Genomic DNA, 15,269 nt, shown 5'->3' with positions numbered 1-15,269 from the left:
TTTACACAGGCGTATGCGGTGAGTAGCAAAACCAAGGCTTGGCCTTTTCGCAAGTGGCTCGTACTGGGGCTGTTAGCTCTGCTGGCGCTGCTGCAATACAAGCTGTGGCTGGGGCGCGGCGGCTGGCAGGATTTGCAGCAGGTGCAAACCCGGGTTGACGCTCAGGAAGCGGCCAACGCGCCGATGCGCGAGCGCAACGCCCGGCTGGCCGCCGAGGTCAGAGACCTGAAAACCGGCCTTGACGCCGTGGAAGAGCGCGCCCGCAGCGATATGGGCATGGTGCGTGCCGACGAGCAGTTTTTCTGGGTGCCGGGCGTGAGCGCTTACGACACGCCCGCGCCGCAAAATCCTGATGCGCGCGCTGCGGCATCTTCCGGCGAGGCGGGCTTGTGAACGTGCCTGTCTGGCTGATCGTGCCCGCGGCGGGGCAGGGCCGGCGAATGAGCGCTGACCGCCCCAAGCAGTACCTGCCGCTGGCGGGCGAGACCATTCTGGCCTGCACGCTTGCGCGCCTGCACGCCGCGTTGCCCGAGGCGAAGCTGGTGCTGTGCCTGGACGATGATGACGCCTGGTTTGCCCCCGGGCAGGTGCCGTTTACCCGCTGGCAACGCGTGGCCGGCGGCGCCGAGCGAATGGATAGCGTGCTGAACGCCCTGCGCGCCATGCCCGCCAATGAGCATGACGTAGTGCTGGTGCACGACGTGGCGCGACCCTGCGTCACGCCACAGGACGTGCGCGCGCTGGCCAGCGCAGCCGCTAACAACGCGGACGGTGCGCTGCTGGCGATGCCGGTGGCCGACACCATGAAACGCGCCACGTCCGACGGCAGCTGCGCGCGCACCGAGCCCCGCGAAGGGCTGTGGCACGCGCTGACGCCTCAGGGGTTTCCCTACGGCCGGCTGCGCCGTGCACTGGAAAAGGCGCAGGCGAGCGGGGCGCGAGTCACTGACGAAGCCTCGGCGGTTGAAGCGCTGGGCGGCCGGCCGCGGCTGGTCAGCGGGCGGCGGGATAACCTCAAGGTGACCCATCCGGACGATCTGGCGCTAGCCACGGCCATTCTGGCGGCGCAGGACGACCGGTTATAAGTTTCCCTGTACGCGTTTGCGCTCAGGACACGTTTGCTATCAGGAGTTTTCCATGCGCATCGGCCACGGCTTTGATGTCCACCGTTTTGGGCCCGGCGATCATTTGATGATCGGCGGCGTCAAGCTGCCGTTTGAGCAGGGCTTTGTGGCCCACTCGGATGGCGACGTGCTGCTGCACGCGCTGTGCGATGCGCTGCTGGGCGCCTGCGCGCTGGGCGATATTGGCCGCCACTTTCCCGATACCGACCCCGCCTATAAAGGCGCCGACAGCCGCGAGCTGCTGCGCCGGGTGCTCAAGCTGGTCGAGGGCGAAGGCTTCACCCCGGTGAATCTGGACGCCACGCTGATGGCGCAGGCGCCGAAAATGGCCGGGCACATCGACACCATGTGCGAGACCATCGCCACTGATCTCAAGCTCTCGCTGGGTCAGGTCAACGTCAAGGCCACGACGACCGAGCGGCTGGGCTTTACCGGCCGTGGCGAAGGCATCGCCGCCGAGGCGGTGGTGCTATTAACCCGGCGCAGCGGCGTATGAGCCTGACGCTTGACTGGGCGCGCTGCCTGGACGCGACGTTTGGCCCGCCCAAGCCCGGTGACTATCGCGCCACGCCGGAAGATTTTCTCGTCGATGAGGCGCTCGATTTCGCGCCGGAAGGCCACGGCGAACACCTCTGGCTGCGCATCGAAAAGCGACGCCAGACCACGCTCGACGTCGTCAATATGCTGGCGCGACTGTGCGAGGTAACGCCCAGAGGCATCGGCTATTCGGGCATGAAAGACCGCCTCGCGGTGACTCGCCAGTGGCTCAGCGTGCACCTGCCCGGCCGGGATGCGCCAGAACAGCTTGAAGAGCGGTTGGCGGCGCTGGGTACCACGGTGCTTGAGCGTGCCCGTCACCCGCGCAAGCTCAAGCGCGGTGTTCACCGGACCAATCGCTTCAGCCTGCGGATTAGCGGCGACGCCGTTGAGACCGAGGATTTTGGCGCGCGCTGGCAGGCGCTGTGCGAATTTGGCGTGCCCAACTATTTTGGCCCCCAGCGGTTTGGCGCCGGCGGGCGCAACCTTGATCGCGTGCAGGCGCTGTTTGCCCGGGGCTGGCGTAAACGCGACGACCGTCAGGGTATGCTGCTTTCCAGCGCGCGCAGCTTTCTGTTTAATGAGCTGCTGGGCGCACGAGTGGAGGCCGGCTGCTGGGCGACGCCGCTGGATGGCGATACGCTGATGCTGGAGGGCACCCAGAGCGTGTTTACCGCCGAGCAGGCAGACGACGAGCTGCGCCGCCGCGCCGCCGAGCTTGACCTGCACCCGGCCGGTCCGCTGTGGGGCACGGGCATGTCGGCGGAGGCCGAGCCCACCGCGCCGGCGCAGCGTTTTGAGGCGCAACTGAAACATGACCACCCGGCGCTGTGTGCCGGTATCGAGCAGGCCGGCGCCAAGTGCGCTCGCCGTGCGCTGCGGCTGCGGCTGGGCGATCCCGAACTGACGCCGCTTGACGCCGGCATCCGGCTGACGTTTTCGCTGCCGAAAGGCAGTTTTGCCACCGCCGTGCTGCGCGAGCTGATCGCCCACCCGGACTTTGCCCCGCTGCCTGCCGGTTGAAACGGATCGCTTGAAACAAGGAGAGAAAGACCATGCGGCGACTGCTGCTTTCCAATGATGATGGCGTTCACGCGCCGGGGCTGCGTGCGCTGCACGACGGGCTGATAGCCCATGCCAAGGTGCGCGTGGTGGCGCCCGACCGTGACCGCAGCGGCGCCAGCCATTCGCTGACGCTGTCGCGCCCGCTGTCGCTCACCGCGCTGGAAAACGGCTTTTACAGCGTTGACGGCACGCCCGCCGACTGCGTGTATCTGGGCGTTAACGGCGTTTGGGATGAACGGCCTGATCTGGTCATTGCCGGCATCAATCACGGTAGCAACCTGGGTGACGACGTGCTGTATTCCGGCACCGTGGCCGCGGCCATGGAAGGGCGCAATCTGGGCATGTCGGCCATTGCCATGTCGCTGTGTGGCAAGCGCCACTTCGACACCGCTGTCCGGGTGGCCGCCACGCTGATCGGTGCGGCGTCCAACTTGTCGCTACCGCCGCGTACGCTGCTCAACGTCAACGTGCCGGACTTACCCTGGGACGCGATTCAGGGCGTCAAGGTCACGCGGCTGGGCTATCGCGGCCCCGCCGCTAAACCCGTCGCTACGCAGGACCCACGCGGGCAGACGCGCTACTGGATTGCGCCGGTGGGCGCCAACGCCGATGACGGCAAGGACACCGATTTTGCCGCCATCGAGGCCGGCTGGGTGTCAATCACCCCGCTGCAGACCGACCTGACGCGCCACACGGCGCGCCACGACGTACAGGATTGGCTGGATGCTTTTGCCTGAACTTTCTCACCGCGCGCGACGCGGCCGGGGAATGACCTCCCAGCGCACCCGGGATCGCATGGTCGAGCGGCTGGCGAGTCAGGGGATCCGCGATGCGCGCGTGCTCGAGGGCATGGCGGCCGAGCCGCGCCACCTGTTTGTCGACGAAGCGCTGGCCCACCGTGCCTACGAGGACACCTCGCTGCCCATCGGCTTTGGCCAGACGCTGTCGCGTCCGCTGACCGTTGCGCGGATGACCGAGCTTGTCCTGCAGGAAGCACCCCGGCGCGTGCTGGAGCTGGGCACCGGGTCGGGCTATCAGACATTGATCCTGTCACGTCTGGTGCCCGCGCTGTATTCCGTCGAGCGCATTTCGGCGCTGCATCAGCGTGCGGCCAAACGCCTGAAAGGGCTGGACGCCCCAGCGCGGCTTAAAGCGGCGGATGGCAGCCAAGGCTGGCCTTGCGCCGCCCCTTTTGATGTTATTTTATTGACCGCCTGCGCGCGTACGCTGCCGGCGGCGCTGCTTGAGCAGCTAAACGACGGCGGCGTACTGATTGCGCCGCTGGAAACGCCCGATGGCAAGCAGTGGTTGACCCGGGTGCGCCGCGTGGGGCGCGCCTTTGAACAGCGCCGTCTTGAAGCCGTGCGCTTTGTTCCCCTGCTGGAAGGAGTTGTGGAGTGAACCGTTCCAGGTTACGCGTCTTTTTAACCGGTGCCGGCATGGGGGCAGCCGACGCGGTGCCCGGCGTATCCGGCGGCACCATCGCATTTATCAGCGGGTTTTATGCCGAGCTGATTCATACCATTCGCCAGTTTGGTCCCGGCGCGTTTGGCGCCTGGCGTCGCGGCGGCCTGCAAGGGCTTGTACGCCACCTCAATCTGGCCTTTATTATCCCGCTGCTGGCCGGCGTAGCGCTCGCTGTGTTCAGCGTTGCCCACCTTGCCGTATGGCTGATGGAGGCTTATCCGCTGCTGCTGGACGGTTTCTTTTTTGGCCTGGTGGCGGCATCAACGCTGGTGGTTAACGACGCGCGCGAACGCTTTAAATGGCGCCATCTGATTGCGCTGGGTCTGGGGCTGTGGCTGGCGCGTGCGCTGCCGTCGCTGATGCCGCTGTTGCTCACCGTGGGCAACGATTCACTGATGCTGATGCTGGCCGGCAGCATCGCCATTAGCGCCATGCTGTTGCCGGGCGTGTCGGGCAGCTTTTTGCTGCTGTCCATGGGGCTTTACGGCACGATCATGCAGGCCATTCGCGGGCTGGATGTCGGTATTATTGCGCTGTTTGGCGGCGGCTGCGTGATCGGCCTGATGCTTTTTTCGCGGCTGTTGTCATGGCTGTTGCATCGCCATCACGCGGCCACCATGCAGCTGCTGCTGGGGTTTATCCTTGGCTCGCTGCCGCTTCTCTGGCCGTGGCGCGAGCTGATACGCTACCAGCTGGGCCCTGACGGGCAGCTGATTCCGCTGGCGCACCGTTATCTGCTGCCCGGCGACTACGCCACGCTCACCGGCGCCTCCGCCCAAACCGCCGGCGTGATGGCGTTGATGCTCGTTGGCGCACTGCTGGTGGTGGCATTGAATCAGCAGGCCAAACGCCGCACTCTCCGCTCCCGTAAAGCGGAGTCAAACGCTACCCGAACAAGCGCTGATAAACAGGAGTAAGAGTCGCATGCGCAAGATTTTCGTGATGTCTGTGCTGGCCCTGGCCGTTACCGGCTGCGTCAACCAGCAGCATTCCCGCCCCCAGGTGCGTGATGTGAGCGATGCTCAGCAGGCGGTGAAAAACACGCCGCAATACACCGTTAAAACCGGCGATACGCTCTACGGGATTGCCTGGGAGCACAACCTTGACTACCGCCGCCTGGCGGCGCTTAACAACATCGCGCCGCCCTATAGCATTTTTCCGGGGCAAGCGATTCGTTTGCGTAAGGGCGCGCAGGCCGATGGTAGCCGTCAGGTAGCGCAGACGCAGCCTGATACCTCCCGTGGCGGCGCGGTCGCCACCGGTCTGGGCCAGGCTGGGCAAGTCAGCAGCGCCGCGGGACAAAGCGGTGCCGGCGTTCAGCCGGTCGGCAGCCAGCAGGTTGACTGGCTGCTGCCCGATGAGCCGGTCGCCACGCAGGGCACCTCTCCGGCAGCTGCCGGCAATGACGTCGATAAAGACGTGGTGAAGAAAGCATCAAACGCCGGGGCCAGCAAGCCCGATGCCGGTACGGCGGATGCTGAGAAGACTCAGGTGGTCAAGGCGACAGAACCCGCGAGCGCCGCAGAGAAAACGCCGGAGAAAACCAAAAGCGTAGCGAAGAAGACGCCAGACGCCGCCAGCACGCGCGAAAAACGCGCTGATCGCAGCTATACGCCGGCCAAGAATATTGCCTGGCAATGGCCGGTAGAAGGCAAGCTTGACGGACGTTTTGACGAGGATGGCAGCATCACCGCAGGCATTGATATCGCCGGGGAAAAGGGGCAATCTGTCAAAGCCGCCGGCCCCGGTATCGTGGTCTATGCAGGCAGCGGTGTACGCGGCTATGGCAATCTGGTATTGCTCAAGCACAACGACCAGTTTTTATCGGCTTATGCACATAACGATAGCCTGAGCGTCAGCGAAAACGACGTGGTCAAAGCAGGCGAAGTGATTGCTACGATGGGCAATAGCGATGCAGACAGCGTCAAGCTGCATTTTGAGGTACGCAAGGACGGCGAGCCCCAGGATCCCCTGACGTATCTGCCTTCACGCTAGGGTCAGATAGCACCTGAACCTGCCCCGACGCCGCCAATCACCGCTAGTAACACGCGCCAGTTAACGGCGCCCTATTACAATAACAAAGGCGGGTATCAAGCCCGCCGGCATCACCGCTGGCAGCTCAGCGACTGATGACATTAGGGAGTGGTAGCGATGAGTATATTGGAGCAAGGTATTCAGGAAGTGGATCTGAACGCGGTGGAAGAGGCGCTCGGCGAGCTGGATGACAAACGAGTCGCTGCCGAAGAAGAAACCTTTGAAAAAGCCCTTGGGCGTGAAGGTCGGGCGCAGAAGCCGAGTTCGGATGCCACCCAGATTTATCTGAATGAAATCGGCTTTTCGCCACTGTTGACGCCGGAGGAAGAGGTCTATTACGGCCGCATGGCGCGTAAGGGCGAGCCGCTTGGCCGCTCGCGGATGATCGAATCCAACCTGCGGCTGGTAGTCAAGATCGCCCGGCGCTACCTGAACCGCGGGCTGACGCTGCTGGACCTGATCGAAGAGGGCAATCTGGGGCTGATTCGCGCGGTCGAGAAGTTCGACCCCGAACGGGGCTTTCGCTTTTCCACTTACGCCACCTGGTGGATTCGCCAGACCATCGAGCGGGCGCTGATGAACCAGACCCGCACGATTCGCCTGCCGATTCACGTGGTCAAAGAGCTCAACATCTACTTGCGTGCGGCGCGCGAGCTGACTCAGCGGCTTGACCACGAACCCACGGCCGAAGAAATCGCCGAGCATCTGGACAAACCGGTGGCCACGATCAAGAAAATGCTGGGGCTGAACGAGCGCGTGTCGTCGGTGGATTATCCCGTCGGCGGCGATAGCGACAAGCCGCTGATCGATACCCTGGCCGACGATGACGATGCCGGCCCCGAAGCGTCGCTGGTGGATGGCGATGTCAAAGAGCATGTGGACCACTGGCTTGGCTCTCTGGGTGACAAGCAGCGCGAAGTGGTGGTGCGCCGCTTCGGCCTGCGTGGCCACGAAGCCGCCACCCTTGAGGAAGTTGGCGTTGAAATAGGCCTGACCCGGGAGCGTGTGCGTCAGATTCAGGTAGAAGCCCTGAAAAAACTGCGCCGCCTGCTGGAAAAACAGGGCCTGTCGCTGGATGCCATTTTTGAAAGCTGATCGTGCAGCAAATGGCCAGCGCCCGTCCTGAGCGACGGGCGCTGGCCGCCTGTAATACACACCTCCCTGTTAAAAAGATGAAGCGAGATACGCATGCGCCCGCTGGTGGCCCATATTGACCTTGACGCGCTGCGTCATAATTATCAGCTGGCGCAGCGCTGCGCGCCGCAAAGCCGCGCGGTTGCCGTGATCAAGGCCGACGCCTATGGCCACGGGGCGCTGGCCTGCGCCCGTGCGCTGGCGGATGATGCGCCGGCGTTTGCCGTGGCCAGCCTGGAAGAAGCGCTGGTGCTGCGTCGCGGCGGCATTAATATTCCCATTGTGCTGCTGGAAGGCATTTTCAGCGCGGACGAGCTGGCGCAGGTAGACGCGCACCGGCTGTGGATGGCCGTGCACAGCCGCTGGCAGCTTGAGGCACTGCTGGCGTTTACTCCCAAAGCGCCGATCCCGATCTGGCTCAAGGTTGACTCGGGTATGCACCGGCTGGGCTTTGCCCCCGCCGAAATTGACGCCGTGTGGCACGCGCTAAGCGCGGCGCCGCAGGTGGGCGAGCTGCATTTGATGAGTCACTTTGCCACCGCCGATGCGGCTGCAAGCGAACACTACGACCGCCAGCTGGCCTGCGTGCGCGAGCTGGCCCGCCGGCTTGATGCGCCGCTGAGTCTGGCCAATTCTCCGGCAACCCTGGCCCACGCCGAGACTCATGGCGCCTTCAACCGTCCGGGCGTGATGCTTTACGGCAGCGACCCGCTGGAGCAGGCCAACGCGGCCTCCGGCGCGCTTGAGCCGGTGATGACGCTGCGTGCAGAAATCATTGCCCTGCGCGACATCGGCCCCGACGAGCCGGTGGGCTACGGCGGCCGTTTTCGCGCCGCAGCGCCTACCCGTATCGCAGTCGTGGCCGCCGGCTACGGCGACGGCTACGATCGCCACGCCGCCGACGGCACGCCGGTGCTGGTCAATGGCCAGCGCGCCGCCCTTGCCGGCAAGGTCTCGATGGATATGCTCACCGTTGACGTGAGCGGCATTGACGACGTGCGCATCGGCAGCGAAGTCGTGCTCTGGGGGCGGGCCGAAAACGGCGCGGTGCTCTCTATTGATGAGGTCGCAAGCCACTGCGATACCATCAGCTACACCCTGTTAACCGGCGTGCTGCCGCGGGTTCCCCGGCGCTATCATGGCGTTGGTATTCTTCCTCACGGTATGACGCGCTAGACTTTTTTACAGGCTCTTTTTTCCTCATGGCAAAATCGCACTATCCCCGCTCGTTTGCTCATCCGCGCTATTGGCCCACCTGGCTGGCCATCGGCGCCATGTACGTTGCCGCCTGGCTGCCGTGGCGGTTGAAAATGTGGGTGGGCAGCGGCGTTGGTCGCCTTGCGTGGCGCTTTGCCAAGCGCCGCCGGCGTATTACCACGACCAACGTTGCGCTGTGCTTTCCGGAAAAAAACGCTGAGGCCCAGCGCCGATTAGTGAAAGACACCTTCATTGCCAACGGCATCGGACTGGTGGAAACCGCCACCGCCTGGTGTCGCGATCCCGAATCGTTGCGCCACCGCGCGGTGTATGTGGGCCAGGAAAATATGGCGCGCGCTCAGGCGCAGGGCAAAGGAGTGCTGATTATCGGCGTGCATTTTTCCACCCTGGATATGGGCGGCGCGCTGCACTCGCTGTTTTTCTCTGCCGGTGCGGTGTATCGCCCCCACGATAATCCGCTGTTCGAGCGCTTCATGACCCGCGCGCGGCTGCGGTCTTTCGACCAGATCATTGACCGCCACGATCTGCGCGGCGCTGTCCGCAGAATTAAAGCCGGCCATTCGGTCTGGTACTCGCCGGATCAGGATTTTGGCCGCGCGGCGAGCGTATTTGCGCCGTTTTTTGGCCAGCAGGCGGCCACCATTAAATTAACCGCCAAGATCGCCCGGATGACCGGCGCGCCGGTGGTGCCGCTGGTCTTTCACCGCAACCCGGATAACGCCACCTATACCTTTGAGGCGCTGCCGGCGCTGGACGGTTTCCCCAGCGGTGACGACGTGGTTGATGCCACGCGCATCAATGCGTTTATCGAGCAGGCGATCCGCCGGCACCCCGAGCAGTACCTGTGGCTGCACCGGCGCTTCAAGACCCGCCCCGAGGGCGAGGCGGGCGTTTACTGAGCGCCTCGCGGCGGGGCGTCAGACCTCGACGATCTCGCACGAATGAGTGATTTCGACGCCGCCGTTACCCAGCATGATCGAGGCGCTGCAGTATTTATCGGCGGAAAGCTCGACGGCGCGCTGCACCTGCTTTTCCTTGAGCGCGCGGCCGGTGACCACAAAATGCACGTGGATTTTGGTGAAGACCGAGGGCACGCCGTCGGCGCGTTCGGCGTCCATTTCGGCGACGCAGTCGGTGACGTCGGCGCGGGCTTTCTCGAGAATGTTCAAAATATCAAAGGCGGTGCAGCCGCCCATGCCCATCAGCAGCATTTCCATGGGGCGCGGGCCGGTGTTGCGTCCGCCGTGGTCGGGCGGGCCGTCAATCACGACGCTGTGCCCGCTGCCAGATTCCGCGACAAACTGGCGTCCGTCGGTCCATTTTACCCGTGCTTTCATGTTTTTCTCCGTATCAGTCAGTCACGTTCGTTCGTGAGCGTATCAGGTTCTCTGGCGGCACAGGTAGGCATCCAGCTCGGCTAGCCGCGCGGGCGTGCCCACGTCCACCCAGCGGCCGGCTACGTGTTCGCCGCTGATGCGCCCCTGTTGCATTGCCGCTGTTAACAGCGGCGCCAGCGCAAAGGCGCCGGGCGGCTCGTCGGCCACCAGCGCGGGGTTTATCACGCTCAGGCCGGAAAATGTCAGCCGCGGCTCGCCGTCCGCCGCCACACGGCCACCGTGCAGGCTGAAATCGCCCCGGGGGTGATGATCGGGGTTATCCACCAGCAGCAAATGCGCCAGATCCCCCTCGCCAAGGGCGGTCATGTTGGGCAGCGTTTCGCACCAGACGTCACCGTTGACCAGCAGAAATGGTGCCTCGCCCAAAAACGGCAGAGCGGCCTGAATGCCGCCGCCGGTTTCCAGCGGTGTGGCTTCGCGGCTGTAATGCAGCGTTAGCCCGAAGCGCTTGCCGTCGCCCAGTGCGGCGATAACCTGTTCGGCGCGATAGCTGACGTTGATCACCACATCAATGATGCCGGCCTGTGCCAGACGCGTCAGATGGTGCTCGATCAGCGGCCTGCCGCCCACCGGCAGCAGCGGCTTGGGGCAGGTGTCGGTGAGCGGGCGCATGCGCGTGCCCAAGCCTGCGGCCAGAATCATCGCTTTCATGCGCAAGGCTCCGTCGCGGCCAAGCGCTGGGTAATCGCGGGGCGCAGGGTGTCGCTTAGCCAGCGGGCGAAAGCAGCGTGCTCGGGCAACGCCGCCAGGCTGTCTTCCAGGTGGTTAAGGAAGTGCGGCAGGCGCTCAAGATAGCCGCTTTTGCCGTCGCGCAGCGTCAGCCGGCAGAAGATGCCGAGCACCTTGAGCGAACGCTGGGCGGCCATGGCGTGGGTCTGGCGCAGAAAAGTGTCAGCGCTAACGTGGCTGGTCAGCCGGCCGTCGGCGCGGGCCTGTTGATAAAAACGCTCGGTCAGCGCGTTGAACGTATCCGGGGTAAAGCGCCAGTAGCGCCCGCGTAAAAGCGAGATCAAGTCGTAGCTGAGCGGGCCGGCCACGGCGTCCTGAAAGTCGATCATGTACAGCGTGTCGCGATGCACCATCAGGTTCATGGCGTCAAAGTCGCGATGCACGGTCACCGTCGGCTGGGCCAGCGCCTGTTCAATCAGCGCCTCGCACAGCGGGGCAAAGTCGGCGGGCGCTTCGATGTTGAGCCAGGCGCTCAGGCACCACTCGGGAAACAGCGCCAGCTCGCGGCGCAGCAGCGCGGCGTCATAGGCGGGCAGCGCCTCGGGCGTCGTGCGGTTTTGCAGCGCGGCGATCAGCTCAAGGGCGGCATGGTGCTGGGTGAGCACGGCATCGTCGCTGTCAAACAGCGCCTGTAGCGGGGTATCGCCGAGATCATCGAGCAGCAGAAAGCCGTCGTCCAGGTTGGCGGCGTGGACCACGGGCACCGGCAGGCCGGCGGCCTTAAAGCGCCGGGCAATCTCGACAAAGGGGGTGCTGTCTTCCTGCTCGGGCGGGGCGTCCATGACAATCCGGGTCGTACCATCCGGCAGCACAAGGCGAAAATAGCGGCGAAAACTGGCATCGCCGCCGGCAGGTGAGAGATTAATTTGTTCGGGCGACAGGCCGTACTGGCGCGCCGCCCAGCCCAATAGGGCATTAAACCGATAAGAGAACATGCAAGCTCCTTGCTGGTCGGGCATCATGCGGGCTGTATAATACGCCTTCTTGACGCCAAGGATAACGAACATGGGCAAGCGATTTTTGCGCACTGCGCCAATCACGCAGACGCTCGCCGGTACCGTACTGGTCGGTGCCACGCTGACGGCGCAGGCCAACAGTGAGATGCTGCCGGCCGACGCGCTGGATTGGCAGCCCTGGAGTGACGAGCAGGCCGCTAACCGCGTTTGCAAAGGGCGCTACGTGATGCCGGCGTATCGGTTGCCGGAAAACGAGGACCCCCGCGAGCTGTCGGTGGAAACCCGCGAGTCGGACTATTCGGCGGCAGGCGAGGCGCTGCTGCGCGGCGACGTCGTGCTGCGCCGCGGCAATACCCAGCTGGAAGCCGAGCGCATCTTCGTGCCGGCCAACCGCGAGCGGGTTGATGCCGAAGGTGATCTTGCCCTGCGCGACGGGCGTGCGCTGGTACGCGGCACCGAGGCGTCGCTGTCGCTGGTGAACGACACCGGCAACGTCAAAAACAGCCACTACGTGCTTTACGAAGAGCGCCTGCGCGGCCGGGCCGATCAGCTTGAGCAAACCGGCGACCAGCAATACCGCCTGCGCGACGCCAGCTTTACCAGCTGCGCGCCCGGGGCCAATACCTGGCAGCTGGTGGGGAGCGATATTCGCCTCAACCAGAAAGAAGGCTTTGGCACGGCCAAACATGCCCGTCTGGAAATCAAGGACGTACCGGTCTTTTACTGGCCGTGGCTACGTTTTCCGCTCGATGATCGCCGCCACACTGGGTTTTTGACGCCCACCATCGGTTTCTCCAGCGATCAGCTGGACTACGCGCAGCCGTTCTACTGGAACATTGCGCCCAACCACGATGCCACTATTACGCCACGCTGGATCAGCGACCGCGGGCTGCTGCTCGGGGGGGAATATCGCTATCTGCTGGACCAGAGCCGGGGCAGCATTGAAGGCGCCTGGCTCAGCGATGATCGCGGCGGCTCCGGCGGCGACGCCAACCGCTACGAAAACCTCGACCGCTGGTACATTGATGCTCAGCACGCTGGCCGCGCGGGGCCGCGCAGCGGCTATCAGCTGCGCTACGGGGCAGCGAGCGACGGGCGCTATTTTGACGATTTCGGCAGCAACTTCGGCGAAAGCGACCGCTACGGCATGGAGCGTCTGGCGCAGATTGACTATCGCGGCGACACCTGGCAACTCGACGCCCGCGCCCAGGGTTACCAGCGGCTGGACGATCCGCTGAGCGACAGCGACAAGCCGTTTTACCGCCTGCCAAGCGTCACCGCCAACGCCCGCTGGCAGCTGGGGCACGGCTTTTACAGCGAATGGCGCTCCAACGCGACCTATTTCTGGCGCGACGTGGACGAAACCCAGGTGCCCGAGCGCGAAGCCGCCACGGGTAGCCGCGTGCATCTGGCGCCCACGGTGGGCGCGCGCTTTGAGCGCCCCTGGGGCTACATAGAGCCGCGTACCGAACTCTGGAACACCGCCTACTCGCTGGACTACGGCCGCCGCGAAACCTCGCGCGATACCACGCCGACGCGCAGCGTCGCGATCAGCTCGGTAGATGCCGGGCTGACGTTCGAGCGCGAGCTGTCGCTGGGCGGCGAGGACTACCACCAGACGCTGGAACCGCGCCTGAACTACGCCTTTGTGCCGCGCACCGATCAGCGCGACCTGCCCGAGTTCGACAGCCGCGAGCGGGCGTTCTCAAAGGAGCAGCTGTGGTCGCCGCACCGCTTTTCCGGGGTGGACCGCGTGGGCGATCTGAACCGCCTGTCGTACGGCCTGCAAACGCGCTTTCTGCAGGACGACAGCGGGCGTGAAAAACTCTCTGCCGGCATTGGTCAAAGCGCGTACTTCGACGACCGCCGCGTGGGGCTGGACGGCAACGATGAAACCCTGCCGCCGCGGCCGGAGCTCAACCCCGACGTCAACCCGGAAAGCTACTATCAGGCCACTCGCGATCGTTCGCCGATCGTCACGCACCTCGACTGGCAGATCAATCAGCGCTGGAGCACCGGCGCCGAATGGCTTTACGATGACCACCGCGACCTGACCGAACGCACCAGCGTCGACCTGCGCTACCGGCACCCCGATGGCCATGTGGTCAACCTTGGCTATCGCTGGGAAATCGAAGGGTTTTCTCCGAGTGTGGTACCCGGCGACGATGATTATCGCGACTATGCCCGCGAGGAGTGGGATCTGTCCTTTGCCTGGAATGCCAGCCCCGAGATTGATTTGATCGGCCGCTACCTGCACGATCAAACCAACAATCGCCCGCTTGAGCAGCTGGCCGGCGTGCAGTGGAACAGCTGCTGCTATGGCCTGCAGGTCGTATGGCGCCAGTGGGTAGACGACAACGATACCGCGTGGGTCAGAGACGACTTCAACGACCGCGGGCTGTTTTTGCGCTTTGTCCTCCACGGGCTTGGCGGCGCCGGGCAGGATGCCGACAGCTACTTTGAACGTACCATTCCGGGCTATCGCCCGCCGGCGCTGTAAGCCGGTGCAGAACCCCTCAAGAGATCAACGTGTTATGACGACGACAACGCCCTGGCTTTTGCGCGCCACAATGCGCACTCAGTCTTTTTTGCCTAAAACGCTGGCGCTTTCCAGCGCGCTGACGCTGTGTTTGGGCGCCGGCGTTGCGCTGGTGCCGCTGACCGCCAGCGCCCAGCAGGCCAACAATAGCCAACAGACCTACAGCAGCCAGCGTCAGCAGCTGGACCGCGTGGTGGCAGTGGTCAACGACGGCGCCATCATGCAAAGCGAACTTGATGACCGCCTGGTGCGTATTGCCGGTCAGGCAAAAGCCAAGGGCAGTGCGCTGCCCCCGCGCGCCGAGTTTGAGCAGCAGGTGCTTGAACGCATGGTGCTGGAGACGATTCAGCTGCAGATGGCCAGCGACGCCAAGCTGAGCGTGGATGACACCCGGCTTAACCGCCAGCTGCGCGGGATCGCCGAGTCCAACGGACTGTCGCTTGAGGCGTTTGCCGACCAGCTGGAAGCGGGCGGCACCAGTCTGACCCAGGTGCGCGAGCAGGTGCGCCGCGAAATGCTGATCCGTAAGGTGCAGCAACGCCAGATTGGCCAGCGAGTCTCGATCAGCAACCGCGACGTCGAGCGTACGCTTGAGCAGCAGGGCGGCGCTAACGGCGGCGTGATCGAAGAAAACCGCGCTCGTCATATCCTGATTGAAGTGACGCCCGAGCGCAGCGCAGAAGAGGCCCAGGCGCTTGCCCAAAAGGCCCGCCAGCGCATTGTTCAGGGCGAAGATTTTGCCGCCGTGGCCCGCGAGCTGAGCGATGACGATGGCAGCGCGCTGAACGGCGGCGAGCTCGGCTGGCTGCGCCCCGGCCAGACGGTGCCGGCGTTTGAAGATGCCATGCAAGCGCTCTCCGTTGACCAGCTTTCTCAGCCCGTGCGCTCGCAGTTCGGCTTTCATCTCATCGACGTCGAAGAGCGCCGCGAGAAAAACGTCAGCCAAAAAGAGCAGCGCGAAGGGGCGCGTCAGGCCATCTTCCAGCGCCGCGCCAACGAAGAGATGACCACTTGGCAGCGCGAACTTCGCTCCCAGGCCTTTGTCGACATCCGGCTTTAAATGGCGACG

Annotated in this window: 16 protein-coding genes; 13 read left to right on the top strand and 3 right to left on the bottom strand. The window is 64.3% G+C overall.

Annotated elements, in window-relative coordinates; translation table 11 throughout:
- Nucleotides 1-18 precede the first annotated feature (18 nt).
- The 11 genes from ftsB (at nucleotide 19) to lpxL (ending at nucleotide 9,478) form a co-directional block, all read left to right on the top strand.
- Complete coding sequence (gene ftsB, locus B5495_RS05880; protein WP_079552100.1) at nucleotides 19-393, top strand: cell division protein FtsB; 375 nt, start codon at nucleotides 19-21, stop codon at nucleotides 391-393.
- Nucleotides 390-1,085, top strand: a complete 696-nt coding sequence (gene ispD / locus B5495_RS05875) for a 2-C-methyl-D-erythritol 4-phosphate cytidylyltransferase (RefSeq protein WP_079552098.1) — start codon at nucleotides 390-392, stop codon at nucleotides 1,083-1,085. The genes ftsB and ispD overlap by 4 nt, the downstream gene beginning before the upstream one ends.
- A gap of 52 nt (nucleotides 1,086-1,137) precedes the next feature.
- Nucleotides 1,138-1,620, top strand: a complete 483-nt coding sequence (gene ispF, locus B5495_RS05870; protein ID WP_079552097.1) for a 2-C-methyl-D-erythritol 2,4-cyclodiphosphate synthase — start codon at nucleotides 1,138-1,140, stop codon at nucleotides 1,618-1,620.
- On the top strand, nucleotides 1,617-2,684 hold the full coding sequence (truD, locus tag B5495_RS05865) for a tRNA pseudouridine(13) synthase TruD (RefSeq protein WP_079552095.1): 1,068 nt from the start codon (nucleotides 1,617-1,619) through the stop codon (nucleotides 2,682-2,684). Before ispF ends, truD begins: the two co-directional genes overlap by 4 nt.
- 32 nt (nucleotides 2,685-2,716) lie before the next feature.
- Nucleotides 2,717-3,463, top strand: a complete 747-nt coding sequence (gene surE, locus B5495_RS05860; RefSeq protein WP_079552093.1) for a 5'/3'-nucleotidase SurE — start codon at nucleotides 2,717-2,719, stop codon at nucleotides 3,461-3,463.
- A complete protein-coding gene (locus tag B5495_RS05855; RefSeq protein WP_079552091.1) occupies nucleotides 3,450-4,127 on the top strand; it encodes a protein-L-isoaspartate(D-aspartate) O-methyltransferase in 678 nt (225 codons plus the stop codon). Before surE ends, B5495_RS05855 begins: the two co-directional genes overlap by 14 nt.
- A 38-nt stretch (nucleotides 4,128-4,165) precedes the next feature.
- Nucleotides 4,166-5,110 (top strand): DUF368 domain-containing protein, encoded by a 945-nt coding sequence (locus tag B5495_RS05850; RefSeq protein WP_154045293.1) that lies wholly within the window; start codon nucleotides 4,166-4,168, stop codon nucleotides 5,108-5,110.
- 7 nt (nucleotides 5,111-5,117) lie between these two features.
- Entirely contained in the window at nucleotides 5,118-6,188 is a 1,071-nt protein-coding gene (locus tag B5495_RS05845; RefSeq protein ID WP_079552087.1) for a peptidoglycan DD-metalloendopeptidase family protein, read from the top strand.
- Between the two features lie 156 nt (nucleotides 6,189-6,344).
- Nucleotides 6,345-7,322, top strand: coding sequence for an RNA polymerase sigma factor RpoS (gene rpoS, locus B5495_RS05840; protein ID WP_079552086.1), 978 nt, complete (start codon nucleotides 6,345-6,347; stop codon nucleotides 7,320-7,322).
- 93 nt (nucleotides 7,323-7,415) lie between these two features.
- Nucleotides 7,416-8,537: an alanine racemase gene (alr, locus tag B5495_RS05835; protein ID WP_079552084.1), complete on the top strand. Its 1,122-nt coding sequence runs from the start codon at nucleotides 7,416-7,418 to the stop codon at nucleotides 8,535-8,537.
- Between the two features lie 26 nt (nucleotides 8,538-8,563).
- On the top strand, nucleotides 8,564-9,478 hold the full coding sequence (gene lpxL, locus B5495_RS05830) for an LpxL/LpxP family Kdo(2)-lipid IV(A) lauroyl/palmitoleoyl acyltransferase (protein ID WP_079552082.1): 915 nt from the start codon (nucleotides 8,564-8,566) through the stop codon (nucleotides 9,476-9,478).
- A gap of 18 nt (nucleotides 9,479-9,496) precedes the next feature.
- Here the strand turns inward: lpxL and B5495_RS05825 are convergent, their stop codons facing one another.
- Genes B5495_RS05825 through B5495_RS05815 form a run of 3 tightly spaced genes read right to left on the bottom strand, consistent with a single transcriptional unit; the run spans nucleotide 9,497 to nucleotide 11,640 of the window.
- Nucleotides 9,497-9,916, bottom strand: coding sequence for an OsmC family protein (locus B5495_RS05825; RefSeq protein ID WP_079552080.1), 420 nt, complete (start codon nucleotides 9,914-9,916; stop codon nucleotides 9,497-9,499).
- Between the two features lie 42 nt (nucleotides 9,917-9,958).
- On the bottom strand, nucleotides 9,959-10,627 hold the full coding sequence (gene murU, locus B5495_RS05820) for an N-acetylmuramate alpha-1-phosphate uridylyltransferase MurU (RefSeq protein WP_079552078.1): 669 nt from the start codon (nucleotides 10,625-10,627) through the stop codon (nucleotides 9,959-9,961).
- Nucleotides 10,624-11,640 (bottom strand): aminoglycoside phosphotransferase family protein, encoded by a 1,017-nt coding sequence (locus B5495_RS05815; RefSeq protein WP_079552076.1) that lies wholly within the window; start codon nucleotides 11,638-11,640, stop codon nucleotides 10,624-10,626. Before B5495_RS05815 ends, murU begins: the two co-directional genes overlap by 4 nt.
- Before the next feature lie 70 nt (nucleotides 11,641-11,710).
- Here B5495_RS05815 and B5495_RS05810 point away from each other — a divergent pair, with 70 nt between their 5' ends.
- Nucleotides 11,711-14,161 carry an LPS-assembly protein LptD gene (locus tag B5495_RS05810; RefSeq protein ID WP_079552074.1) on the top strand — a complete coding sequence of 817 codons (2,451 nt, stop codon included), beginning with the start codon at nucleotides 11,711-11,713 and terminating at the stop codon, nucleotides 14,159-14,161.
- Nucleotides 14,162-14,195: 34 nt separating this feature from the next.
- Nucleotides 14,196-15,260 (top strand): peptidylprolyl isomerase, encoded by a 1,065-nt coding sequence (locus B5495_RS05805; RefSeq protein ID WP_231897239.1) that lies wholly within the window; start codon nucleotides 14,196-14,198, stop codon nucleotides 15,258-15,260.
- Nucleotides 15,261-15,269 lie beyond the last annotated feature (9 nt).

Source organism: Vreelandella subglaciescola, assembly GCF_900142895.1.
GTDB classification, from domain to species: Bacteria; Pseudomonadota; Gammaproteobacteria; order Pseudomonadales; family Halomonadaceae; genus Vreelandella; species Vreelandella subglaciescola.
Note: the sequence above shows the minus strand (reverse complement) of the source record. Positions and strands in the feature narration are given on the sequence as shown.